Genomic DNA, 22,071 nt, shown 5'->3' with positions numbered 1-22,071 from the left:
CGTAATCAGGAGAGGACGATGACGCCGAAGTGGCTGCGTATCGGAAAGCTGGCCGCCGCGCTGGCGCTTGCAGTGAACCTCGCGGGTTGCGGGCTCGCGGCCGCACCGTGCCGGGTGGCCTCGGCCGGGCTCAAGATCGTGCCGCTCGTCGGTCATGTCGCGGCCGCACCGACCGACGCGTGTGCCGACGTCATCGATCCCTGAGCACGCTACCCGACCCGATCGCCAACAATAATCACGCGCCCCGCGAGGGCGCGTTTCCACCCGTCTCGTGAGAGGACCTGCATGATCCGCCAAACCCTCGCCGCGCTCGCGCTCGCCGGCGCGGCCGTTTCCGTCGCGCATGCCGCGCAGCTGACCGTCGAAGAGATCGACGCCGATTCGCGCCAGTTCACCGTCTACCAGTGCGCGAACCAGAAGCAGCCGGTGCGCGTGTCGTACTGGCTCGCGGGCAATGGCCAGAGCTTCGCGCTCGTGCCGGTCAACGGGAAGCAGATGCTGTTCGTCGACACGGTGTCGGCGTCGGGCGCGCGCTACCAGGCCGGCCGCTATACGTGGTGGACGAAGGGCAAGGAAGCGACGCTGCGCGACGAGATCGCCGACCAGAGCTCGCCGCCGCTGCTGGGCGACTGCGTACAGGTCGAGAAGAAAAAGAAGAAGGGCTGAGCGCCGGGCGGGAACGTGGATCGTGCTGCCGGTGCCGGTGCCGGTGCCGGCCGGCTCCCGGGCCTGACGGCCGGATACGCGGCCTGGCCGCGGGCGATCGGGCCCAGTGATCGGGGATCAGACCCCTGAAATCATCCGCTGGCCCATCGGGCTAGTCCGATCGGGGCATCCGTCTGCCGCGCGGGCTTGCCCGGGCCTGCCGCGCGAACCGCCGTTGTGGCCGTTCGCCGCGTTGTCACGGACAGATGGCCGCGCAGTGCTACAATACGCCCCTTTCCGCCGGCATTCGCGCCGAACGGAGTCCGCACGGCCTGGCGTCCAGCGTTCACATTGAACCGGTCCCAAGCGCCAGAGCGGCGCCGCGCGGCGCGCCGCGGCTCCGTCTATTTCCGAATTGTGATGAGCGCAGGCCCGGCTGGCCTGACGCACGATGTCCCCGCCGCGCCTTTTGAGCGAAACGCCACCATGTCCGATTCTGTCGCCAAGCCCGTCGACGCAACCTTCGATCAATTCGGCCTTGCCGCCGATATCCTGAAAGCCATTGCGGAGCAGGGCTATACGACGCCGACGCCGATCCAGGCGCAGGCCATTCCGGTCGTGCTCGCCGGCCGCGACGTCATGGGCGCCGCGCAAACGGGCACCGGCAAGACCGCGAGTTTCTCGCTGCCGATCATCCAGCGCCTGCTGCCGCAGGCCAACACGAGCGCGTCTCCGGCGCGCCACCCGGTGCGTGCGCTGATCCTCACGCCGACCCGCGAACTCGCCGACCAGGTTGCCGCGAACGTGCACGCGTATGCGAAGCACACGCCGCTGCGCAGCGCGGTCGTGTTCGGCGGCGTCGACATGAACCCGCAGTCGGCAGAGCTGCGCCGCGGTGTCGAGATCCTGATCGCGACGCCGGGCCGCCTGCTCGACCACGTGCAGCAGAAGACGGCGAACCTCGGCCAGGTGCAGATCCTCGTGCTCGACGAAGCCGACCGGATGCTCGACATGGGCTTCCTGCCCGACCTGCAGCGCATCCTGAACCTGCTGCCGAAGGAACGCCAGACGCTGCTGTTCTCGGCCACCTTCTCTGGCGAAATCAAGAAGCTCGCGTCGACCTACCTGCGCAACCCGCAGACGATCGAAGTCGCGCGCAGCAACTCGACGAACGCGAACGTCACGCAGATCGTCTACGACGTCGCCGAAGGCGACAAGCAGGCGGCCGTCGTGCAGTTGCTGCGCGATCGCGGCCTCAAGCAGGTGATCGTGTTCTGCAACAGCAAGATCGGCGCAAGCCGACTTGCGCGCAATCTCGAGCGCGACGGCGTGGTCGCGTCGGCGATCCACGGCGACAAGACGCAGATCGAGCGGATGCAGGCGCTCGACGCGTTCAAGCGCGGCGAGATCGAGGCGCTGGTCGCGACCGACGTGGCCGCGCGCGGCCTCGACATCGCCGAACTGCCGGCCGTGATCAACTTCGACCTGCCGTTCAGCGCGGAAGACTACGTGCACCGGATCGGCCGTACCGGCCGTGCGGGTGCGACGGGCGACGCGCTGTCGCTGTGCAGCCCGAACGAGCGCAAGCAGCTCGCCGATATCGAGAAGCTGATCAAGCGTCCGCTCGAAGTGCAGACGCTCGCGCTCGACAAGCCGGCGCGCCACCGTCACGACGAGCGCGGCAACGACCGCGGCGGCGATCGCAACAGCGAGCGCGGTGGCGAGCGCGGCGGTGAACGAGGCGGCCGTCGCGATCGCGACGAGCATCGCGGTGCATCGGGGCGCCGTCCGGGCGGTTCCGAGCGTGGTCATCACCGTCGCCACGAAGCGCCGGTCGACGATTTCTTCCTGAAGCCGTACGAGCCGTCGGCGCCGGCGAAGCAGCAGGACGACGCGCAGCCTGCGCAGCAGCCCGAGAAGAAGGGGCCGAAGCGTCAGGTCGCCGCACTGCTCGGCGGGTTCGGGATGCCGCGCAAGCCGTCGGCGTAAGCCGGGCGGGCGTGACAGCGCAGCGCGAGCGCTGCTGCAGAAGCGGGTGCATGCGATGAGCATGTGCCCGTTTTTCATTGGGGCTGCGGTTTGATGGGGGAGGCGGGCGCGTGGCGTGGGCGGGGATGCCGGATCCGGTTTGGGCCTGGTCGCCACGACATCGGCGCGCTGGCCGTGCGTCAGCCGGCCTGAGGCCCGAAGCGCCTCGCCCATGCGGCGGTGGCGGCGGCGTAGAACGTATCGAGGGTCGTGCCTGCGAGCGTGCCGTCGGGCGCGAGGCCCAGGTGCGCGGCCGCGGCCAGCAGCGCCGGCAGCGGATCGTCGCGCTCGAGCGCGGTCGCGCCCGTCTGCTTGCTGAGCTTCTCGCCGTTCGCATCGACGACGACGGGCACGTGCAGGTATTGCGGTGTCGGCACGCCGAGGCAGTGCTGCAGGTGGATCTGGCGAGCGGTCGAGTCGAGCAGGTCGGCGCCGCGCACGACGTGCGTGATGTGCGCATCGGCATCGTCGACGACGACCGCGAGCTGGTAGGCCCATTGGCCGTCCGCGCGCTTCAGCACGAAATCGCCGACTTCGGTCGCGAGGTTCTGCGATTGCGTGTGCTGCCAGCGATCGTCGAACGTGACGATCGCGTCGTCGCCGTCCGGCACGCGCAGCCGCCACGCGCGCGCGGGCTTGCCGTGCAGGCCGGTGCGGCAGGTGCCCGGGTACGCGAGCGTCGTATGGCGCTCGTGCGCGGCGCGCAGCGAATCGGCGATTTCCTTGCGCGTGCAGCCGCACGGATAGACGAGCCCGGCCGCGACGAGCCGTTCGAGCGCGGCCGTATACGCGGCATCGCGCGTGCTTTGCCAGACGGGCGGCTCGTCGGGCGTCATGCCGAAATGCGCGAGCGTCGCGAGGATGTCGTCGGCGGCGCCCGGCACCGTGCGCGGGCCGTCGAGATCCTCGATGCGTACGAGCCATGCGCCGCCGTGTGCGCGTGCGTCGAGCCAGCTCGCGAGTGCACCGACCAGCGACCCGAAATGCAGCGGGCCGGTGGGCGACGGCGCGAAGCGGCCGCGATAGCCGGTCATCGGGGCGCGGGGCAGTGCGCGCTTACGCGGCGCTGGCCGCCGGTGCGCAGGCCGGGCACGACTTGCCGGGCACGTAGCTCGGCGACTGTTGCGCGTCCGGCGTGACGACCGCGCGGCACGCGAAGCACGTGACGTTCTCGGTGGGCTGGAGCTGCGGATTCAGCGCGGTGCGGTAGTCGAACACGAAGCAGTCGCCGTGATAGTGCGCGCCGCCGACTTCCTCGAAGTACTTCAGGATCCCACCTTCGAGCTGGTACACGTTCTCGATGCCGATTTCCTTCATGTGGATCGCGGCTTTCTCGCAGCGGATGCCGCCCGTGCAGAACGACACGACCGTCTTGCCTTCGAGGTCGGCACGGTTCGCGTCGATCACTTCGGGGAATTCGCTGAACTTGTCGATCCGGTAGTCGAGCGCGTCGTCGAACGTGCCGACGTCGACTTCGAACGCGTTGCGCGTGTCGAGCATCACGACCGGGCGGCCCGTGTCGTCGTGGCCGCGATCGAGCCACGTCTTCAGCGTGCGCGCGTCGACGAACGGCGCGCGGCCGAGTTCCGGCTTGATCGCCGGCTTCTTCATCGTGATGATTTCGCGCTTCAGGCGCACGAGCATGCGGCGGAACGGCTGCGAGTCGGACAGGCTCTCCTTGAACTGCAGCGACGCGAACTTGCCCTCGAACAGCGGATCGTGGCGGATGTAAGCGATGAATGCGTCGGCGGCTTCGCGCGTGCCGGCGATGAACAGGTTGATGCCTTCCGGCGCGAGCAGGATCGTGCCGCGCAGGCCGAGTTCGTTGCAGCGGGCGGTGACGAGCGGGCGCCATTGCTCGTTCGCGTCGAGCGACACGAAGTGGTAGGCGGCGAGGTTGACGATGGTCATGATGGTCCGACGGGAAAACGGCCGCACGGCGGCCCGCAAAAAAGGGTGCGAAGCCGGGGCGTGGATTCGAAAAGCCGTATTATCCCGCAAACCGCGCCCGGGCCGGCACCCTGCCGTTTGGCCAGCCGCGCGACGTGCGGTCGCGCGCATCGGCCGAACGGCCAGCGCGGGGATTTTTTGGGCAGCCTGCGCGGCGGGGCGGCTACAATAGCGCCCATGTCAGATCCCCGCTTCGTCCATCTTCGCGTTCACTCCGAATTCTCGATTGCCGACGGCATCGTGCGCATTGACGACATCGTCAAGGCGGCGGCCGCGGACGGTCAGGGCGCGCTCGCGCTCACCGATCTCGGCAACGCATTCGGCCTCGTTCGTTTCTACCAGGAAGCCCGCGGCAAGGGCATCAAGCCGATCGCCGGCTGCGACGTCTGGATCGCCAATCCGGACGACCGCGACAAGCCGTCGCGGCTGCTGCTGCTCGTCAAGGACAAGGTCGGCTACCTGAATCTGTGCGAGCTGCTGTCGAAGGCGTGGCTCACGAACCAGTACCGCGGCCGTGCGGAGCTGGACGCGAGCTGGCTCGACGGCGAGCTCTCGAAAGGGCTGCTCGCGCTGTCGGGCGCGCAACAGGGCGATATCGGGCTCGCGCTTGCCGCGGGCAACGAAGAAGCCGCGCGCCGTCACGCCGAGCGCTGGGCGAAGGTGTTCCCGGGCGGCTTCTACATCGAGCTGCAGCGTTACGGCCAGCCGGGCGCCGAGGCGTACATCCAGCAGGCCGCGACGCTCGCCGCGGCGCTGAAGCTGCCGGTCGTCGCGACGCACCCGACGCAGTTCATGACCGACGACGATTTCACCGCGCACGAGGCGCGCGTGTGTATCTCGGAAGGCGACATCCTCGCGAACCCGCGGCGCCAGAAGCGTTTCACGACCGACCAGTATTTCCGCACGCAGGACGACATGGTCGCGCTGTTCGCCGACCTGCCGTCGGCGATCGCGAACACGGTCGAAATCGCGAAGCGCTGCAACCTGAAGCTCGAGCTCGGCAAGCCGAAACTGCCGCTGTTCCCGACGCCGGACGGCATGTCGCTCGACGACTACCTGGTCCAGCTGTCGAAGGAAGGGCTCGAGACCCGTCTCGCGCAGCTGTATCCGGTCGAGGCCGAGCGCGACGCGCAGCGTGACACGTATTACAAGCGCCTCGAATTCGAGTGCGGGACCATCACGAAGATGGGCTTCCCGGGCTACTTCCTGATCGTCGCGGACTTCATCAACTGGGCGAAGAACAACGGCGTGCCGGTCGGCCCGGGCCGCGGCTCGGGCGCCGGTTCGCTGGTCGCGTACGCGCTCGGCATTACCGACCTCGACCCACTGCGCTACAACCTGCTGTTCGAGCGCTTCCTGAACCCGGAACGCGTGTCGATGCCCGACTTCGACATCGACTTCTGCCAGCATGGCCGCGACCGCGTGATCCAGTACGTGAAGGAGAAGTACGGCGCGGACGCCGTGTCGCAGATCGCCACGTTCGGCACGATGGCCGCGAAGGCGGCCGTGCGCGACATCGGCCGCGTGCTCGACCTCGGGTACATGTTTACCGACGGCATCGCGAAGCTGATCCCGTTCAAGCCGGGCAAGCACGTGACGATCGCCGATGCGATGAAGGAAGAGCCGCAACTGCAGGAGCGCTACGACCACGAGGACGAGGTGCACCAGCTGCTCGATCTCGCGCAGCGCGTCGAGGGCCTCACGCGTAACGTCGGGATGCACGCGGGCGGCGTGCTGATCGCGCCCGGCAAGCTGACCGATTTCTGCCCGCTGTACACGCAGGGCGACGACGGCGGCGTGGTCAGCCAGTACGACAAGGACGACGTCGAAGCCGTCGGCCTCGTGAAGTTCGACTTTCTGGGCCTCACGACGCTGACGATCCTCGACTGGGCCGAGCGCTACATCCGCCGCCTTGATCCGTCGAAGGCCGACTGGTCGCTCGCGCAGGTGCCGCTCGACGATCCCGCGTCGTTCCAGATCCTGAAGAAGGCCAACACGGTCGCGGTGTTCCAGCTGGAAAGCCGCGGGATGCAGGGCATGCTGAAGGATGCGCAGCCTGATCGCTTCGAGGACATCATCGCGCTCGTGTCGTTGTACCGTCCGGGCCCGATGGACCTGATCCCGAGCTTCTGCGCACGGAAGCATGGCCGCGAGAAGGTCGAGTATCCGGATCCGCGCGTCGAACCCGTCCTGAAAGAGACCTACGGCATCATGGTCTATCAGGAGCAGGTGATGCAGATGGCGCAGATCATCGGCGGCTACTCGCTCGGCGGCGCGGACTTGCTGCGTCGCGCGATGGGCAAGAAGAAGCCCGAGGAGATGGCCAAGCACCGCGAGATCTTCGCCGAGGGTGCGGCGAAGAACGGCCTCACGCGCGAGAAGTCCGACGAGATCTTCGACTTGATGGAGAAGTTCGCGGGCTACGGCTTCAACAAGTCGCACGCGGCCGCCTATGCGCTGCTCGCGTACTACACCGCGTGGCTGAAGGCGCACCATCCGGCCGAATTCATGGCGGCCAACATGACGCTCGCGATGGACGACACCGACAAGGTGAAGATCCTGTTCGACGATTGCGTCGTGAACAACCTCGTCGTGCTGCCGCCCGACATCAACGCTTCGCATTACCGCTTCGAGCCGGTCGCCGAAGCCGACGGCAAGCGCTCGCGCACGATCCGCTACGGCCTCGGCGCGGTGAAGGGCAGCGGCCAGAACGCGATCGAGGAAATCCTGCGCGCCCGCGAGGAAAAGGCGTTCACCGACCTGTTCGACTTCTGCGAGCGGATCGACCGGCGCGTCGTCAACCGCCGCACGGTCGAGGCGCTGATCCGTGCCGGCGCGTTCGATTCGCTGAACACGAACCGTGCGCAGCTGATCGCGTCGGTGCCGCTGGCGATGGAAGCGGCCGACCAGGCCGAGGCGAACGCGATGCAGGCCGGCCTGTTCGACATGGGCGCCGAGTCGCCGCACGCGCATGCGCTCGTCGACGAGCCCGCGTGGGACGACAAGCGCCGCCTGCAGGAAGAGAAGGGCGCGCTCGGCTTCTACCTGTCCGGCCATCTGTTCGACGCGTATCGCGACGAGGTGCGCCGCTTCGTGCGGCAGAAGGTCGGCGACCTGAAGGAAGGGCGCGACAAGCTCGTGGCCGGCATCATCGCGTCGCTGCGCACGCAGATGACCCAGCGCGGCAAGATGCTGATCGCGCTGCTCGACGATGGCTCGGGGCAGTGCGAGATCACGATCTTCAACGAGCAGTTCGAGGCGAACAAGGCGCTGTTCAAGGAAGACGAGCTGCTGATCGTGCAGGGGCAGGCGCGCAACGACGCGTTCACGGGCGGCATCCGCTTCACGGCCGATACCGTGATGGATCTCGAGCGCGCGCGCAGCCGCTATGCGCAGGCCGTCCGGCTGACGATGAACGGCAACGCCGACGCGGCCGCATTGCGCCGCGTGCTCGAGCCGCACGTGTCGAAGGACGATCCGGCGGCAAACGTGGTCGACGCACCGGCGCCGCGCGGCGGCGGGCGCGATGGCGGTCGTCGCCCGCAGGCGCCGCTGCCGAACGGGCTTGCGGTGCAGGTCCACTACAGCAACGCGCGGGCGCAGGGTGAAATGCGCCTCGGCGACGCATGGCGCGTGAAGCCGAGCGACGTGCTGCTCGCGGAGCTGCGCGCGACGTTCGACGGCAGCGTCGTCGAAATCACGTACTGATCGCGCCTACGCCGAACGGCTGTCGCGCCATGCGGCCCGTCGCATCGCCATCGGGCGGTGCGGCGGGCCGTTTTTGCAGGTTCACGCCAGCGGGTCTTGGGCTCGCCATCCGGACGCTATACAATCCGGCGCTAGCCGCACGAACGCGGCGCTGACCGCCGCTTGTCCGGCGGATTGCGCCGGTATCGCGCACATAAGCGGGGGCGGATCCGTGCGGCGAGCCGCGATAGGCGACCAGGCCGTCCCGGAACCGGATGCCGTGAAATGGCTCGTCGCGACGACAAAAACTGACAGTCTCCACATGACCATGGCCAATGTGAACCCGACGCAGCGGATCCTCGTGATCCGGATCGATTTTTTGGGCGACATGCTGTGCACAACGGCGTTTCTCCGCGCGCTGAAGGAGCGCTGGCCCGGCGCCGAACTCCATGTGGTCGCGAACCGCTACAACGCGGCCGCGCTGGACGGAAACCCCGACGTCGACACGATCCACACCTACGTCTATAGCCGTCAATGCGAGCGCAACGACCGTCCCGGGCGGATGCGCGCGTTCTTCGACCGGCTGCGGCTGGTGCGTCGCCTGCGTCGCTTGCGGTTCGACCTCGTGGTCGTGCCGAACGGCGGCATGCATCGCAGCAGCGTGCAGTTCGCGCGCCAGATCGGCGCGAAGGATTGCCGCTGGCACGATGCCGAGACGGAATTCGACGATCGCAAGCCCGAGCATGTCGCCGAGCGGCCGATGTGCCACGAGGCGTTGTCGGGTTTCCGGCTCGTACCCGAACTCGGCCGCGCCGACGTCGACCGCCTCGCGTTGTCGGTTCATCCCGACCGCGCGCTGCAGGACGCGTGGTACCGGCTGCTCGGCGCACGCACGAAGCCGCGCGTCGGGTTGTTCGTCACGAACAAGGCGGTCGAGCGCCGCTGGCCGGCCGATCGTTGGCGCGACCTCGCCGAGCGCCTCGCGCCGCATGCCGACGTGATCGTGTTCCGCGACCCGGCCGTCCGCCATGCCCCCGAGGACGACTCGTGGCGCGACGTGTGCGCGCGCCATGTTGCGCCGTCGTCGGTCGCCGAGCTGGTGGCCGCGGCGAGCCTGCTCGATGTGATCGTCTCCGCCGACAGCGCCCCCGTGCACCTCGCGTCGGCGCTCGGCGTGCCCGTCGCCGCGCTGTTCGAGGACCGTCCCGAGAAATACCTGCGCTGGCATCCGCTCGGTGTGCCGCACGTGATCGTGCGCGCCGGCGCGACCGTCGATGCGATCGGCGTCGACGCGGTCGAGCGTGCGGTGAATCACCTGCTGCCGCAGGCCACCCATCGCGACGAACGGTTGGCCGACGCAGCACACACTCAGCCCGCGGCTGCCGCTGCGGCGCCGGTGATCATGACCATCGCTTCGTAGCGCCGCGGGTATCGCAGGGCACCGCGTACGCCACCGGCGCACGGGTGCGCCTGCCGCGCGGCACCTCGCGAGCGGGGCCGCATCAGGCTGACCGGACGGCCGATTCGCCATGTCGCGCCGGCTGCTGCAAAATCCTGTACATTGCCAGCCTTGTTCAGCCAGCCAGACACACCCGCCGTGGCCCTGTTTTCTTCCGCCCGCCCGCCCAGAACCATCCTCGTTGCCGCGCCGCGCCGTATCGGCGACGTGCTGCTGACGACGCCGCTCGTCCGTTCGCTGAAGGCCCGCTGGCCTGAAGCGCAGATCGACATGCTGGTGTTTCGCGGCACCGAAGGCGTGCTCGAGCACAATCCGGACGTGCGGCGCGTGATCGTCGTCGCGCAACGCGCGGGCTTTCGCGAGCGGCTGCGCGACGCGCTGTCGATGTGGCGCCGCTACGATCTCGCGTGCGCGGCGCTGAGCTCCGACCGGCCGCGCTTCTACAGCTGGTTCGCGGGCCGCAAGCGGGTGGGCCTCGTCGATCCGAACCGCGTGACGTGGCTCACGCGGATGATGCTGAACGGGATCGCGATCAATCACCACGAATCCGCGCATACGGTCGTCAGCACGCTGGCGCTCGCGCCCGTGATCGGCATCGAGCCGGTGCCCGAGGTCGTCGCGCCCGGCATCGGCGACGATCCGGCGCGGCGCGCGCGCTTCGACGCGTGGCTCGCCGAATCGCCGGCGATCCGCGACGGCAAGCCGTTGGTCGTCCTGCATCCGTATCCGATGTTCCGTTACAAGCAATGGCGGCTCGACGGCTGGGTCGAGATGATCGGCTGGCTGCGCGAGTGCGGCTTCGCGGTCGCGCTGTCGGGCGGCCCGGCGGACAGCGAGCGCGAGTATGCGGAGCAGGTCGCGGCCGAAGCGGGCGGCGACGTACTGAACCTGGTCGGCCGCCTGACGTTCGGCGAAAGCGCCGAACTCGTGCGGCGCGCACGGCTTTTCATCGGGCCCGACACCGGCGCGACGCACGTCGCGGCCGCGACCGGCACCGACACGATCGCGCTGTTCGGCCCGTCCGACCCCGTGCGCTGGGGGCCGTGGCCGCAGCACTGGCCGGCGACCGAGAATCCGTGGCCGCTGCGCGGCTCGGGGCGGCACGGGAACGTATGGCTGCTGCAGGGGGAGGGCGATTGCGTGCCGTGCCGGCACGAGGGCTGCGAGCGCAAGGTCGACAGCCGCAGCGACTGCCTCGTCAATCTCGGTGCGCAGCGCGTGAAAGCAGCGGCGGCCGAGATGCTCGGACTGAATCCGCCAGGCCCGGCCGAAGCCGTCGTCGATACGTCGCGACTGCACCGCGCCGGATCCGACTGACGCGCGGGCGACGCGCGTTTTCCGCCGGTTTCAGGCGGCTTGTTTGGCGACGCGCCAGCCGCCCGGCTCGTTTCCGTCGAAGCTCGATCGTGAAGAACGCCGCGGTGGCCGAAGCCGGCCGCCGGCGGAGCGCAGGCCGCTGCGCGTTACGCGCTGCGCCGGATCGCCGACGTTTCGCGCGGCAGCGCCTCGGCGCGCTCGCCGCAGCCGAGCAGGATGCCGGCCAGCAGCACGATCAGGTGCCCTTCGGCGAAATCGAGCAGCAGCGAATTCGCGAGACTGCCGATCGCGAAGATCGCGAGCCAGCCGAGCAGCAGATGCCGCGAGCGCGGATCGAGCGTGCGGCTGCCGCGCGCGATCTGCACGATCAGGTTGATGAACAGCAGCAGGCCGAGCGTGCCGAGCTGCACGGCCATCAGCAGGTATTCGTTGTGCGGATTCGACGTGAGCTGGCCTGCGGCTGCTGTCTTGCCGGCCGTGAGCCGCTCGAATTCGGATTCGAGGCCGCCCGCGCCATAGCCGATCACCGGGCGCTGGCGATACAACTCGAGCCCCTTCTTGTACCACTCGAGGCGCAGCCCGGTCGACGTGACCGCGTCGCTTTGCCGGTATTGCTGCACTTCCGTCACGACCTTCGTCAGCCGGCCGTTGTGAACCGTGCACGCGGCGACCACGAGCGCGATGCCGGCCAGCACGAACGCGCCGGCGGCGAGCCCCGCGCGCAGCGCCGATTGCCGGCGCAGCAACAGCACGAAACGCACGGCGACGACGAGGATCAGCAGCAGCGCGATGACCTGCCCGGTGCGACCCTGCAGCATCACGAACACGTTGACGAGCGACCACGCGGCAACGCCCGCATATGCAGCGCGCGACAGCGCCGTGCGGGCCGCCAGCGCGAGGTCGGCCGCCTGGTAGAACAGCAGCGCGCCGAACATGCCGGCGGCGATGTGGTTCTTGAACACCCAGGCGCGTGACAGCGGCAGCTCGGTCGCGTGCGCGGGCCCGATCGCGGTCAGGCCGAGATAGTTGGTGGTCGACAGCAGCAGGATCACGCACAGCGTGCCGAACCAGCAACGCCGCACGATCGGTGCCCAGTTCGAATGGCGGAAGGCGAGCACGGCGAACGGCAGCAGCAGCAGCTTGTCGTACTTGGCGACCCAGCTCCACGCCTTGTTGTGCGGCGCGACCGTATAGGTGACGCTGGCGGCCAGCGCGGCCAGGATCAGCAGCGCCGCGAGCGAGGCCGGGTCGGTGACGAACGAGCGCAGGTCACGCCAGAATTCGGGGGAAATCACGAGCGCGGCGGCGAACAGCCCGCAGAACACGTTGGTCAGCGCGGTCGAGACGGGCACCATGCAGAGCGCGGCGACGGCGAATGCGCGGGCGGCGGTCAGGCGCCGCGAGGCGGGAGCGGAAAACGAAAGCATCGGAACCTGTCGAATGGACGAATGCGGCTTGCGTACGTCGTGCTGCGCGCCGCGCGCCCCGGCGGGAGATCCGGGACGAACGGCGCAAAGTATACGCGAAGCAGCGCGCGTTTCCGTGTCGTTTTCGGGGCGCGATCAGCTGAACGCGCGCTTGATCCGCGAGCGCAGCAGTGCGCGCTTCAGGCTGCCTTCCACGGCCGGCGTGTCGAGCTCGACGCGCGTGCCCGCCGGCTCGCCGCGATGCAGGTAGTGGCGGTCGAACGTCGCCTGGGTCATGCCCCATTTGTTCAGGAACTGGCGGCGACCATCGTTCTTGACGATCTTGCCCGTGCTCTTCTGCTGGAAGTGGTAGACGAGGCTGTCGCCGACGCCGATGAAGATCCGGCAGCCGGCATCCCAGAATTTCATCGAGAAGTCGTTGTCGCTGCTCATGCCGGGCGACAGCTCGCTGCTGTAGCCGCCGATCCGGTTCCACCAGTCGCGGTGCACGAGCGTCGGCGGCCAGGTCGAGCCCAGCCAGTCCGCCCGCACGAGCTTCGGAGCCGCCGCGACGAGGCCCGCCGCGGCGAAATGTTCGGCGTCGCGGCCGAAATTGCTGACCACGACGCACGGATTGCGGGTGTCGACCGGCTCGACCATCGTGCCCGACAGCATGAAGAGGTCGGTCGGCATCCGTTCGATGCGGCGCACGAGCGCCGTGTCCCAGCCGGGGCAGCAGAACATGTCGTCGTTCATGTAGACGACGTAGTCGCGCGTGGCGCGCGCGGCGGCCCAGTTCACCGCGTGGCAGATGCCGATGTTGGTCGGCGACGCGGTGTGCTCGATCCCTTCGCTGCGCACCCAGTCGAGCGTGCCGTCCGAGCCGTCGTTCACGTGCACGATGATCTGGTGGTCGTACGCGGAGTGGCGGCGCAGGCTGTCGACGACGAGCTTGAGGTACGGCAGGTTGTTCCAGGTCGGAATGATGATGGAGAACATGGCGGTCGGATTCGGTAGTCGTCGTGGCGGGCGGCGCGTGGCGCCGCCGGTCGGGCGGGCACGCGCGGCGCGGGCAGCCCGGCATTGTAACGCCGGGCCGGCTCCCTGCCGGGCGGGCGCTCAGCGGGCCCGTTCGTGGCCGAGCTTCAGGAAACGGTAGTACACGGTTTCCGCGTTGAACACGGCGATCATGAAGCCGGCGCGGCCATCGAGGAAGCCGCGGCGCAGCACGTAGGTGCGCACGAACGCCCAGGCGCCGCGCGCGAGCGCCTTGCCGAAGCCGCCGCGCTGGCCGGCCGCGCGGCGCTGGCGCGCGCCGGCCGTCGAATAGGCGTCGAGCTTGCGCACGACGGTTTCGAAATCCTCGTACGAGTAGTGCATCAGCTTGCCCGACAGCCGCTGCGCGGCGCCGTCGAACACGAGGCGCTCGTGCACGAGATCGTCCGAGAAGCGCGCGGCGCCGCGCCGGAACAGGCGCGGGATCCAGTCCGGATACCAGCCGCTGTGATGAATCCACTGGCCGCAGAAGCTCGACAGGCGGTCGACCGCATAGACCTGCGCGGCCGGCGCGCGGAGCGTGTCGCGGATCGATTGCGCGAGTTCCGGGGTGACGACTTCGTCGGTATCGAGGGACAGGATCCAGTCGGTGTCGAGCGCGTCGAGCGCGCGGTTCTTCTGCGGGCCGAAGCCCGGCCAGTCGCGCTCGACGATCACGCGCGCGCCGTGCGCCTGCGCGATCGCGACGGTATCGTCGGTGCTGCCGCCGTCGATGACGACGACGTCGTCGGCGAACGACAGCGCGGCCAGGCACTGCGCGAGCCGCGCGGACGCGTTGAGGGCGATGAGGGCGACGCCGAGGGAGGGTTCAGCCATGAAATCGTCGGAAAAGGCGGAGAAAACGGTGAGCGGCAGTATACCCGCGGCCCGGGCGCCGCCCGCATCGGCCAGGACCGTGCCGGCGGGGGCGGTGCGGCTATAATGTTGAGCCCTTTTCGGCACCCGCCCGACAGGGCGAATTCCCGGGCGGCCACGTCCGGGCGCCGCATCGCGGCTCAAGAAGGATTGCCTTGGAAACCCAGAACACTCTTCGCAAACCGATGGACGGCACGGGCACCTCGCCCGTGACGGTCCTCAAGCGCCTGTGGCCGTACATCCGGCCGCTGATCGGCATCGTGGTGCTCGCCGTGATGACGATGGGCGTCGTCGCGGCCACCGAGGCCGGGATTCCGGCGCTGCTCAAGCCGCTGCTCGACCACGGCTTCGGCTCGCACGGCAGCGACCGCGCGAAATGGTACGTGCCGATGGCCGTGATCGGGCTCGCGCTCGTGCGCGGCGTGTCGCAGTACGCGTCGAATTACCTGCTCAACTACGTGTCGAACCGCATCCTGCTGCAACTGCGGCTCGAGATGTTCCAGCGGATGCTGCACACGGGCGCGTCGTTCTTCCAGCGCGAGACGGCGAGCACGGTGATCAACGCGATCGTGTTCGAGGTCAACCAGATCCTGTCGGTGCTGACCGGCGTGATGGTCACGCTCGTGCGCGATTCGCTGACGGTGATCTTCCTGCTCGGCTACCTGTTCTACCTGAACTGGCGGCTCACGCTGATCGTCGCGGTGATCCTGCCGGGCATCGGCTGGCTCGTCAGCAAGATCAACCGCCGCCTGCGCCGCCTGAACCGCGAGCACCAGACGCTGACCAACGAGCTGTCGTACATCGTCGAGGAGACGGTCGGCGGCTACAAGGTCGTCAAGGTGCACAACGGCGAAGCGTACGAGATGGACCGCTTCACGCAGATGAGCAAGCGCCTGCGCGGCTACGCGATGCGCATGACGATCTCCGGCGGCCTCGCGCAGCCGCTCACGCAGTTCCTCGCGTCGATCGCGCTCGCGGTCGTGATCACGATCGCGGTCGTGCAGTCGTCGAACGACCAGACGACGGTCGGCGGCTTCGTCGCGTTCGTCACGTCGATGCTGCTGGTGATCTCGCCGCTCAAGCACCTGATCGACGTCAACCAGCCGCTGCAGCGCGGGATGACGGCCGCCGAACTGATCTTCGGGCTGATCGACGAACCGGCCGAGCCGCAGGGCGGCGGCCGGCCGCTCGCCCAGGCGCGCGGAGACATCGAGTTCCGCAACGTGACGTTCGACTACGGCGCGGCCGAGCGGCCGACGCTCGACCGCATCTCGTTCAAGGTCGCGCCCGGTGAAATGATCGCGCTCGCGGGCCCGTCGGGCAGCGGCAAGACGACGCTCGTGAACCTGCTGCCGCGCTTCTTCGACCCGACCGACGGGGCGATCCTGGTCGACGGCGTGCCGGTGGCCGACTACGACCTCCACGCGTTGCGCGGCCAGATGGCGATGGTCAGCCAGGACGTCGTGCTGTTCAACGACACGATCGCCGCGAACGTCGCGTACGGGCAGACGCCCGACCGCGCGCGCGTGCAGGCCGCGCTCGAGGCCGCGAACCTCGCCGATGCGGTCGCCGCGATGCCCGACGGGCTCGACACGCTCGTCGGCGGCAACGGGATGCGGTTGTCCGGCGGCCAGCGCCAGCGGCTCGCGATCGCGCGCGCGATCTACAAGGATGCGCCGATCCTGATCCTCGACGAAGCGACGTCGGCGCTCGACTCGGAATCGGAGCGCCACGTGCAGGCCGCGCTCGAGCGGCTGATGGAAGGCCGCACGACGCTCGTGATCGCGCACCGGCTGTCGACGATCGAGCGTGCGGATCGCATCCTCGTGCTCGAGGCCGGCAAGATCGTCGAGGAGGGCAGCCACGACGAATTGCTGCGCCACGGCGGCCTCTACGCGCACCTGCACCGGATCCAGTACCAGCAGCAGGCGGCGTAACGCGCGGTCATATGCGCGGTCATGTGGCCCCGCGATACCGTGTGCTAGTCTTCATCGGGCAGTCCGAGTGGTTTCGTTCGACGTGACAACACGGAGGGAAGGCACGATGAAGAAGATGCACGGAATGATGCTGGCTGCGCTGATTGCGGCGGGTTTCGCCGCGCCGGCCGCGATGGCGCAGGATCACGACCACCACGACGACCAGGGTGGCCACGGCATGCAGCGCGGCCACGGCCCGAAACACATGCCGCCCGGCCAGATGCGCCATGAGGACGACGTGCCGCCGCGCTGGGCCGACCAGCCGCGCCGCGAATGGCACAAGGGCGACCGGCTTCCGCCCGAGTTCCGCGATCGCCAGTACGTGATCGACGACTGGCGCGGCTATCGCCTGAGTCCGCCGCCGCGCGGCTATCAATGGGTCGGCGTCGGCGGGGATCACCTGCTGGTGCAGATCGGTTCCGGCATCGTGCTGCGGATCGGCAACTGACCTGGCCGATCACCCGGCACGGATCGCGATGCCGCGATGCGCGCCGGGCAACCGGATCAACGCGTCACTTTGCCGCCGCGTGGCGGAACCAGCGGCGCTCGATTTTCGACATCACCCAGCACACGCCCAGCGCACACACGGTGCCGAGCGTCACCTCGCCGAGCCGCATCAGCGGAATGTCCCACAGCGGGCCGTTGCCCGGAAACAGCAGCACGATCGTCGCGGTCACGCCGCCGAGCCGTGCGGCGCTGCCGACGTTCAGGCACCAGCAGCAGACGATCACGACCGCGACGGTCATCGCATACGCGACGAGGCGGTCGCCGCCGAGCGCCGCGCCGGCGAAGCCGAGCACGCCGCCGACCATCGCGCCGACGAACTGGTCGCGCGACAGCGACATCGTGTCCGAGTAGTTGTGCTGCGTCACGGCGATCGCGGTGATCGCCGCCCACACGGCCTGCTCGGTGTGCAGCGCGCGGCCGATCACGTACGCGAGGCAGGCGCCGCACACGGCCTGGAGCGCCATCAGCCCGCCCTGGGCGAGCCGCTCGCTGAATGACAGCCCCTTGAACAGGTCGAAGATCGACTGCTGGATCTGCTGGCGGGCTTCGTTGAGTGTCCTGATCGTATCCATCATGCGTTGGCCAAGAAGCGGGTAACGGCGGCGCGCCGGTGTCAGCGCGCCTGTTCGGGCGATGCGGCGGCCGGTTCGTCGGCGGCCGCGTCACCGTTCGCGACGCGCGTTTCGGGCATCACGAGCCAGACCAGCAGCACCGCGAGCGCACCGGCGCCCGCGAGCCCGAAGAAGCTCACGGCGTTGCCGAAGTGATCGGCGACGTAGCCGGCCGCGGCCGTGCTGAGTGTCGCGCCGATCCCGGCCGCGAGCCCGAAGAGCCCGATGCACAGGTTGTAGCGGCCCTTGCCGCCCGCGACGTCGGCCGCGATCAGCGGCAGCATCACGCCGAACACGGCCGCGCTGATGCCGTCGAGCATCTGCACCGGTACCAGCAGGTACGGGCTGCTCACGCCGGCGAACAGCAGCGCGCGCACCGGCAGTGCCGAGAAGCCGAGCAGCAGGATCGGCCGGCGCCCCCAGCGTTGCGCGGAGCGGCCGACCCACGGCGACAGCATCGCGACGATCGCCTGCGGCACGATGATGCACGCGGCGATCACGAGCTGCACGTTCTCGCCCATCCCGGCCGTGACTTCACCGGCCGCGAGGTTCAGCATCGCGGCGTTCGACAGGTGGAACAGCACGACGCACGCCGCGAAGATCAGCATCCGGCGGTCGCGCAGCAGCTCGAGCAGCGTTTCGCGTTCGCCGGCTTCGTCGCGATCGTCGGGCTTCGACGACTGCGGGATCACCTCGTGGGTCGGCTGGATCATCGCGAGCGCGAACAGCGCGGGCAGCGCGAGCACGGCGGTCAGCCAGAACACCGCGCGGGCGGAGAAGTATTCGCCGGTGAGCCCCATCAGGCCCGCCGCGACCGCGCTGCCGATCGACGCCCAGCGCGCGTTGCGGCCGAGCCGGTCGCCGAGGTCGGCGCGGCCGACGAGCGAGAACGAGATCGCGGCCATGGCCGGCACGAGCATGCAGCTCGCGAAGCCGTGGAACACCTCGGCGGCGATCACCGGCACGATCGTCGGGCTCGACGCGAGCAGCACCGCGGACAGGATAATGGCCGCGATCGCCCACGCGGCCGCGCCTTTCTTGTTCTTCAGCGCATCGACGGCCGCGCCGCCCGGCACCTGGCTGACCATCGCGCTGATCGTGCCGATCGACAGCACCATGCCGATCTCGCCCTGCGTCCACTTGTGCGACGCGAGGTAGGACGCGATGAACGGACCGAACCCTGTTTGAACGTTTGCAACGAAGAAGTTGAGCCAGTCGAGGGACCGGAGACTGCGTGCGCTGACGGAATGCTTGATCGTCATCGGGTCGCGCTCGCAGACGAAGCCGGTGCCGGGGCAACGGGCGGGGGGAAAACCGCAACGATCGGCTTGTCGGCCGCGTAGGGCGGCGACGCCTTGATCTGTGCGTCGTTCAGGTCGAGCTGCGGATGCAGCGCCTTGTCGCGCGTGACGAAGCGCAGCGCGCCCCAGCTCGCGGCGATCGAACGGCGATCGGTATTGACGAGGCCGCCGAGGTCGAGCACGACCGCCTGCGGCTGCGATGCGCGGTCGATCAGCACGTCGACGATGCGGCCGATCTTCGTGCCGTTCGGGCGCTCGACGTCGCTGTCGAGCATCGGCAGCCGCGTCGCAGGCGAGGCGGCTGCCGAACCGGACAGCGGCACGGCCTTGGGCCGGGCGGCCGGCGGGAGGTCGCCCGACGGCACGTCGAGCACGATCGGCTCCTGTTTGCCGCCGGGCGTGAAGCGGAACACGTTCCACGGGAAGATGACCTTGCGGTCGCCCACGCCCATGAAGCCCTGCAGGTTCACGATCATCTCGCGCGGCTTGCCGCTCGCGTCGGTCACCATGTCGACCGCGCGGCCGATCACCTTGCCGTTGCGGCGCGCGACTTCGCTGTCGAGCAGCGCATGGATCTGGGTGCGGTCGAGCGGGCGCGTCGCGACGATCGGCGGCGGAGGAGGCGGCGGCGGTGTCGGCGATTCGGGGCGCTGCACGGGCTTCGGCCGCGTGGCTTCGCGGTGCGGCTTCTTCGGCGCTTCCGGTTCCTCCGGGTGCGTCGGCGCCGGCACGGGCGGCATCGTCAGCGGTTCGCCGGCGGTTTCCTCGACGGGCTCGACGAGCGCCTCGCTGATCGGCGCGGGCGGATTCTGCACCGGCAGCAGCCCGCAGCCGGACAGCAGCGTGGCGGCGGCGAGGATCAGGAAAACCGTCGAGGACGGCAACGACTTGCTGCGGGATGCGGGAAACGGAGGTCCGCCGCTCATTGACACTCACTCCATGGGTCGGGGGCGGCCCGGAGGCACGCGGCTGGCGATGGATGGCGGGTGCGGGCGGCGCACCACGCGAGGTGAGATTTTAACGTGTCTTGCTTTCAGGTCTGATTTCGATGGCTGGCTGGAGGCGGACTGTCGGGAAAAGGAAGGGATCGCGGGGTGGGGAAGGGGGTGAATGCTGGCGAAGGCGAAGGCGAAGGCGAAGGCGAAGGCGCCCGATCGTCTGCGACGATGCGGGCGCCGTGCCGGCCTGCCGCTTACTTGACCAGCGCGCCGAGCGTCGTCGTCACGGGGGCGAGCACGCCGCCCGTTTTCGAGAGCGCACCGGTGCCGCTGCCGCCCGTCAGCCCCGCGACGGGCGAGCCGCCGGCTGTGCCCGACACCGCTCCCGTCACGGTGCCGACCGCCGACGTGAGCACACCTGCCGGGTTGCTGCCACCCGTCGCGCCGCCGAGTGCGCCGGTCGACAAGAGCCCCGTGACCGGTGCGAGCGGGCTCGTCGCGGCGCCGCCGCCGCCCAGCAGCGCCGTGCCGGCGGTGGCCACTGTATTGCCGGTCGCGGTGACGACGTTGCCGACGCCGGTCGTTACCGGATTCCCGCCGGTTTTCGCGATCGTCGTGCCGGCGTTCGCGATGCCGTTGCCGACCGTCGTCACGAGGTTCGTGAGCGGCGCGCCGAGCGGCGTGCTCGACGCGACGGTCTGCGTGACCGACCCGACCTGCGTCGTGATCGGCGTGATCGCCGAGCTGGCGGCGCCCGTGACCTGCGCGACGGGGCCGGTCGACAACTGCGTGCCGAGCGTCGCACCGCCGCCCGCGATCGTGTTGCCGAGCATCGTGACCGCGCCGCCGACCGGCGACGTGACGGGCGCGAGCGGCGCCAGCGCCGAACCGCTGGCGCCGAGACTCGACACGACGCCGCCGGTTGCAGCGACCGCGTCGCCGAGGTTCGTGACCACGCCGCCGGTGCTCGCGACCGTCGTGCCGACCGGGTTCGAGGATGCGCCGAGCTGGCCGAGCCCCGAGCCGAGGCCGGTGCCGAGCGTCGTGACGGCCGCGCCGGCATCCTGCACGACCGTGCCGAGACCTTGCGTGGTCGACGCATGGGTGCCGGGCAGCGACTGGCCCGCGATCGTCGTGCCGACGCTCGATACCGCGCCGCCCGCGGCCGTCACGATGTTGCTCGACGAGTCGATCGTCTGGCCGAGCGCATTGGCGGATGCGCCGCTGCCCGCCGAGCCGGTGCCCGAGCCGCTGCCGCTGCCCGTGCTGCCGACGGTCGAGCCGCTGCCGGAACCGCTGCCCGAGCCGTTGCTCGTGCCGCCGGTCGTGGCCGTCGTGTCGCCCGAACCCGATCCTGCGCCACCGGTGCCCTGGCTCAGCGAGCCGGAGCCGCCGCACGCGGACAGCGACACCAGCGCTGCGACGCCAGCCGCGATCATGATCATTCGGAGTCCTGCTTGATGGGTGGTAGGCGTATCCATGTCGTCCTCGTATTCGTTGGAGAGTGGGGTCAGGCGGCCTTCGTGTGCGTCAATGTGTCGCTGCGATGGGAAGCGGCTGGCGCATTGTTGGTTGTCTCCCTGATTGGCCTGTCGCCGTGTCGCGTTTTCGCCCGTACCGGAATCCGGAACATCGGTCGGGCGAGCGGTTTGCATTCTTTCGTCTTGCTTGCTGATCGCACCGGAAAACATCGGATTCCTGGCGATCAGAGTAGGTCTGCCGGCGCGAGCCGTCTTTTAAGCAACGTTAAATTGAAGTAAGCGTCCGATTCACTGCCGAAATCGGGGTAATCACCGTCGACGCGGCGGAAATCGTGTGAGTCGGTGCCGGTGGCGCGGATGTCGCGCGATGGCGGGAGAGGATGGGGGAGGCGAGGCGGAGGGAGCGGGGCGGCGCCGGCCTCACCCGCCGTGGCGGCGGGCAGGCGCGGGCGCGGCGCGACGGGCGTGAAGCCGGAAACTCAGGCTTCCGGGTACCACGCGTCGGTGAATTCGCTGACCTTGACGTCGGTCAGTTCCGGCCGTGCGGCCAGCCAGCCGCGCACGAGCTCGCGGTCGGCGTCGGTCGTCGTGCCGCGCGGTGCGCCGGAAATCACGTAAGCGCCGATGCCTTCGTCCGCCGACGCGACGGTCAGCAGCCCGTTCGCTTCGACGAAGTCGATGAACGCATCGATCAGTTCGCCGCGCTCGAGGTCGGTCATTTCGTTGCGGTAATGCGCGGTGGCGTTGAACGCGAGTTCCTGGAATTCGCCAATGTGGAGTTTCTTGCGCTGGCGGCGGTTGTGGCCTTGGCTCATGGTGTGTGGTGAATGCGAAAAGGGTAGGGTGAAAGGGCG

Annotated in this window: 18 protein-coding genes; 8 read left to right on the top strand and 10 right to left on the bottom strand. The window is 69.1% G+C overall.

Annotation, left to right across the window (positions count from 1 at the left end):
- The first annotated feature begins 18 nt into the window (after positions 1 to 18).
- The 3 genes from CFB39_RS13115 to CFB39_RS13100 all read left to right on the top strand — a co-directional run bounded on the left by CFB39_RS13115 (position 19) and on the right by CFB39_RS13100 (position 2,634).
- Positions 19 to 204 (top strand): DUF6726 family protein, encoded by a 186-nt coding sequence (locus CFB39_RS13115; protein WP_069248523.1) that lies wholly within the window; start codon positions 19 to 21, stop codon positions 202 to 204.
- Positions 205 to 285: 81 nt separating this feature from the next.
- Positions 286 to 666, top strand: a complete 381-nt coding sequence (locus CFB39_RS13110) for an MliC family protein (protein WP_089473322.1) — start codon at positions 286 to 288, stop codon at positions 664 to 666.
- Positions 667 to 1,065: 399 nt separating this feature from the next.
- Positions 1,066 to 2,634, top strand: a complete 1,569-nt coding sequence (locus CFB39_RS13100) for a DEAD/DEAH box helicase (RefSeq protein WP_089426021.1) — start codon at positions 1,066 to 1,068, stop codon at positions 2,632 to 2,634.
- A 179-nt stretch (positions 2,635 to 2,813) separates the two neighbouring features.
- On the opposite strand, the gene gluQRS is transcribed toward CFB39_RS13100, so the two are convergent.
- A complete protein-coding gene (gene gluQRS / locus CFB39_RS13095; RefSeq protein ID WP_089473321.1) occupies positions 2,814 to 3,707 on the bottom strand; it encodes a tRNA glutamyl-Q(34) synthetase GluQRS in 894 nt (297 codons plus the stop codon).
- Between the two features lie 22 nt (positions 3,708 to 3,729).
- On the bottom strand, positions 3,730 to 4,584 hold the full coding sequence (locus CFB39_RS13090) for a sulfurtransferase (RefSeq protein ID WP_089473320.1): 855 nt from the start codon (positions 4,582 to 4,584) through the stop codon (positions 3,730 to 3,732).
- 216 nt (positions 4,585 to 4,800) lie between these two features.
- Between CFB39_RS13090 and dnaE the strand changes: the two genes are divergently transcribed.
- The 3 genes from dnaE (at position 4,801) to CFB39_RS13075 (ending at position 11,086) form a co-directional block, all read left to right on the top strand.
- Positions 4,801 to 8,331: a DNA polymerase III subunit alpha gene (gene dnaE, locus CFB39_RS13085; RefSeq protein WP_089473319.1), complete on the top strand. Its 3,531-nt coding sequence runs from the start codon at positions 4,801 to 4,803 to the stop codon at positions 8,329 to 8,331.
- Between the two features lie 307 nt (positions 8,332 to 8,638).
- Positions 8,639 to 9,730, top strand: coding sequence for a glycosyltransferase family 9 protein (locus CFB39_RS13080; RefSeq protein WP_089473318.1), 1,092 nt, complete (start codon positions 8,639 to 8,641; stop codon positions 9,728 to 9,730).
- 177 nt (positions 9,731 to 9,907) lie between these two features.
- Positions 9,908 to 11,086 (top strand): glycosyltransferase family 9 protein, encoded by a 1,179-nt coding sequence (locus CFB39_RS13075; protein ID WP_089473317.1) that lies wholly within the window; start codon positions 9,908 to 9,910, stop codon positions 11,084 to 11,086.
- A gap of 146 nt (positions 11,087 to 11,232) precedes the next feature.
- Here CFB39_RS13075 and CFB39_RS13070 read toward each other — a convergent pair whose 3' ends face one another.
- The 3 genes from CFB39_RS13070 to CFB39_RS13060 form a co-directional block, all read right to left on the bottom strand.
- Positions 11,233 to 12,513, bottom strand: a complete 1,281-nt coding sequence (locus CFB39_RS13070; RefSeq protein WP_089473316.1) for an O-antigen ligase — start codon at positions 12,511 to 12,513, stop codon at positions 11,233 to 11,235.
- Between the two features lie 135 nt (positions 12,514 to 12,648).
- Positions 12,649 to 13,491: a glycosyltransferase family 2 protein gene (locus tag CFB39_RS13065; RefSeq protein WP_089473315.1), complete on the bottom strand. Its 843-nt coding sequence runs from the start codon at positions 13,489 to 13,491 to the stop codon at positions 12,649 to 12,651.
- 120 nt (positions 13,492 to 13,611) lie between these two features.
- Positions 13,612 to 14,364 (bottom strand): glycosyltransferase family 2 protein, encoded by a 753-nt coding sequence (locus CFB39_RS13060; protein WP_089431524.1) that lies wholly within the window; start codon positions 14,362 to 14,364, stop codon positions 13,612 to 13,614.
- A gap of 224 nt (positions 14,365 to 14,588) precedes the next feature.
- Between CFB39_RS13060 and msbA the strand changes: the two genes are divergently transcribed.
- Both msbA and CFB39_RS13050 read left to right on the top strand, forming a co-directional pair.
- Positions 14,589 to 16,340 carry a lipid A export permease/ATP-binding protein MsbA gene (gene msbA, locus CFB39_RS13055; protein WP_069248513.1) on the top strand — a complete coding sequence of 584 codons (1,752 nt, stop codon included), beginning with the start codon at positions 14,589 to 14,591 and terminating at the stop codon, positions 16,338 to 16,340.
- A 106-nt stretch (positions 16,341 to 16,446) separates the two neighbouring features.
- On the top strand, positions 16,447 to 16,827 hold the full coding sequence (locus tag CFB39_RS13050; RefSeq protein WP_089473314.1) for an RcnB family protein: 381 nt from the start codon (positions 16,447 to 16,449) through the stop codon (positions 16,825 to 16,827).
- Positions 16,828 to 16,891: 64 nt separating this feature from the next.
- Here CFB39_RS13050 and CFB39_RS13045 read toward each other — a convergent pair whose 3' ends face one another.
- The 5 genes from CFB39_RS13045 to CFB39_RS13025 all read right to left on the bottom strand — a co-directional run bounded on the left by CFB39_RS13045 (position 16,892) and on the right by CFB39_RS13025 (position 22,032).
- Positions 16,892 to 17,458, bottom strand: coding sequence for an aromatic acid exporter family protein (locus CFB39_RS13045; RefSeq protein WP_089426010.1), 567 nt, complete (start codon positions 17,456 to 17,458; stop codon positions 16,892 to 16,894).
- Positions 17,459 to 17,499: 41 nt separating this feature from the next.
- Complete coding sequence (locus tag CFB39_RS13040; protein WP_039370460.1) at positions 17,500 to 18,759, bottom strand: MFS transporter; 1,260 nt, start codon at positions 18,757 to 18,759, stop codon at positions 17,500 to 17,502.
- Positions 18,756 to 19,724 carry a PRC-barrel domain-containing protein gene (locus CFB39_RS13035; RefSeq protein WP_089426009.1) on the bottom strand — a complete coding sequence of 323 codons (969 nt, stop codon included), beginning with the start codon at positions 19,722 to 19,724 and terminating at the stop codon, positions 18,756 to 18,758. Before CFB39_RS13035 ends, CFB39_RS13040 begins: the two co-directional genes overlap by 4 nt.
- 266 nt (positions 19,725 to 19,990) lie before the next feature.
- Positions 19,991 to 21,217, bottom strand: coding sequence for a collagen-like triple helix repeat-containing protein (locus CFB39_RS13030; RefSeq protein WP_089473313.1), 1,227 nt, complete (start codon positions 21,215 to 21,217; stop codon positions 19,991 to 19,993).
- Between the two features lie 479 nt (positions 21,218 to 21,696).
- Positions 21,697 to 22,032, bottom strand: a complete 336-nt coding sequence (locus tag CFB39_RS13025) for a YggL family protein (protein WP_041492911.1) — start codon at positions 22,030 to 22,032, stop codon at positions 21,697 to 21,699.
- Positions 22,033 to 22,071 lie beyond the last annotated feature (39 nt).

The organism is Burkholderia sp. AU6039, assembly GCF_002223365.1.
GTDB lineage: Bacteria > Pseudomonadota > Gammaproteobacteria > Burkholderiales > Burkholderiaceae > Burkholderia.
The sequence above is the reverse complement of the archived record's forward strand: the minus strand, read 5'-3'. Positions and strand labels throughout refer to the sequence as shown.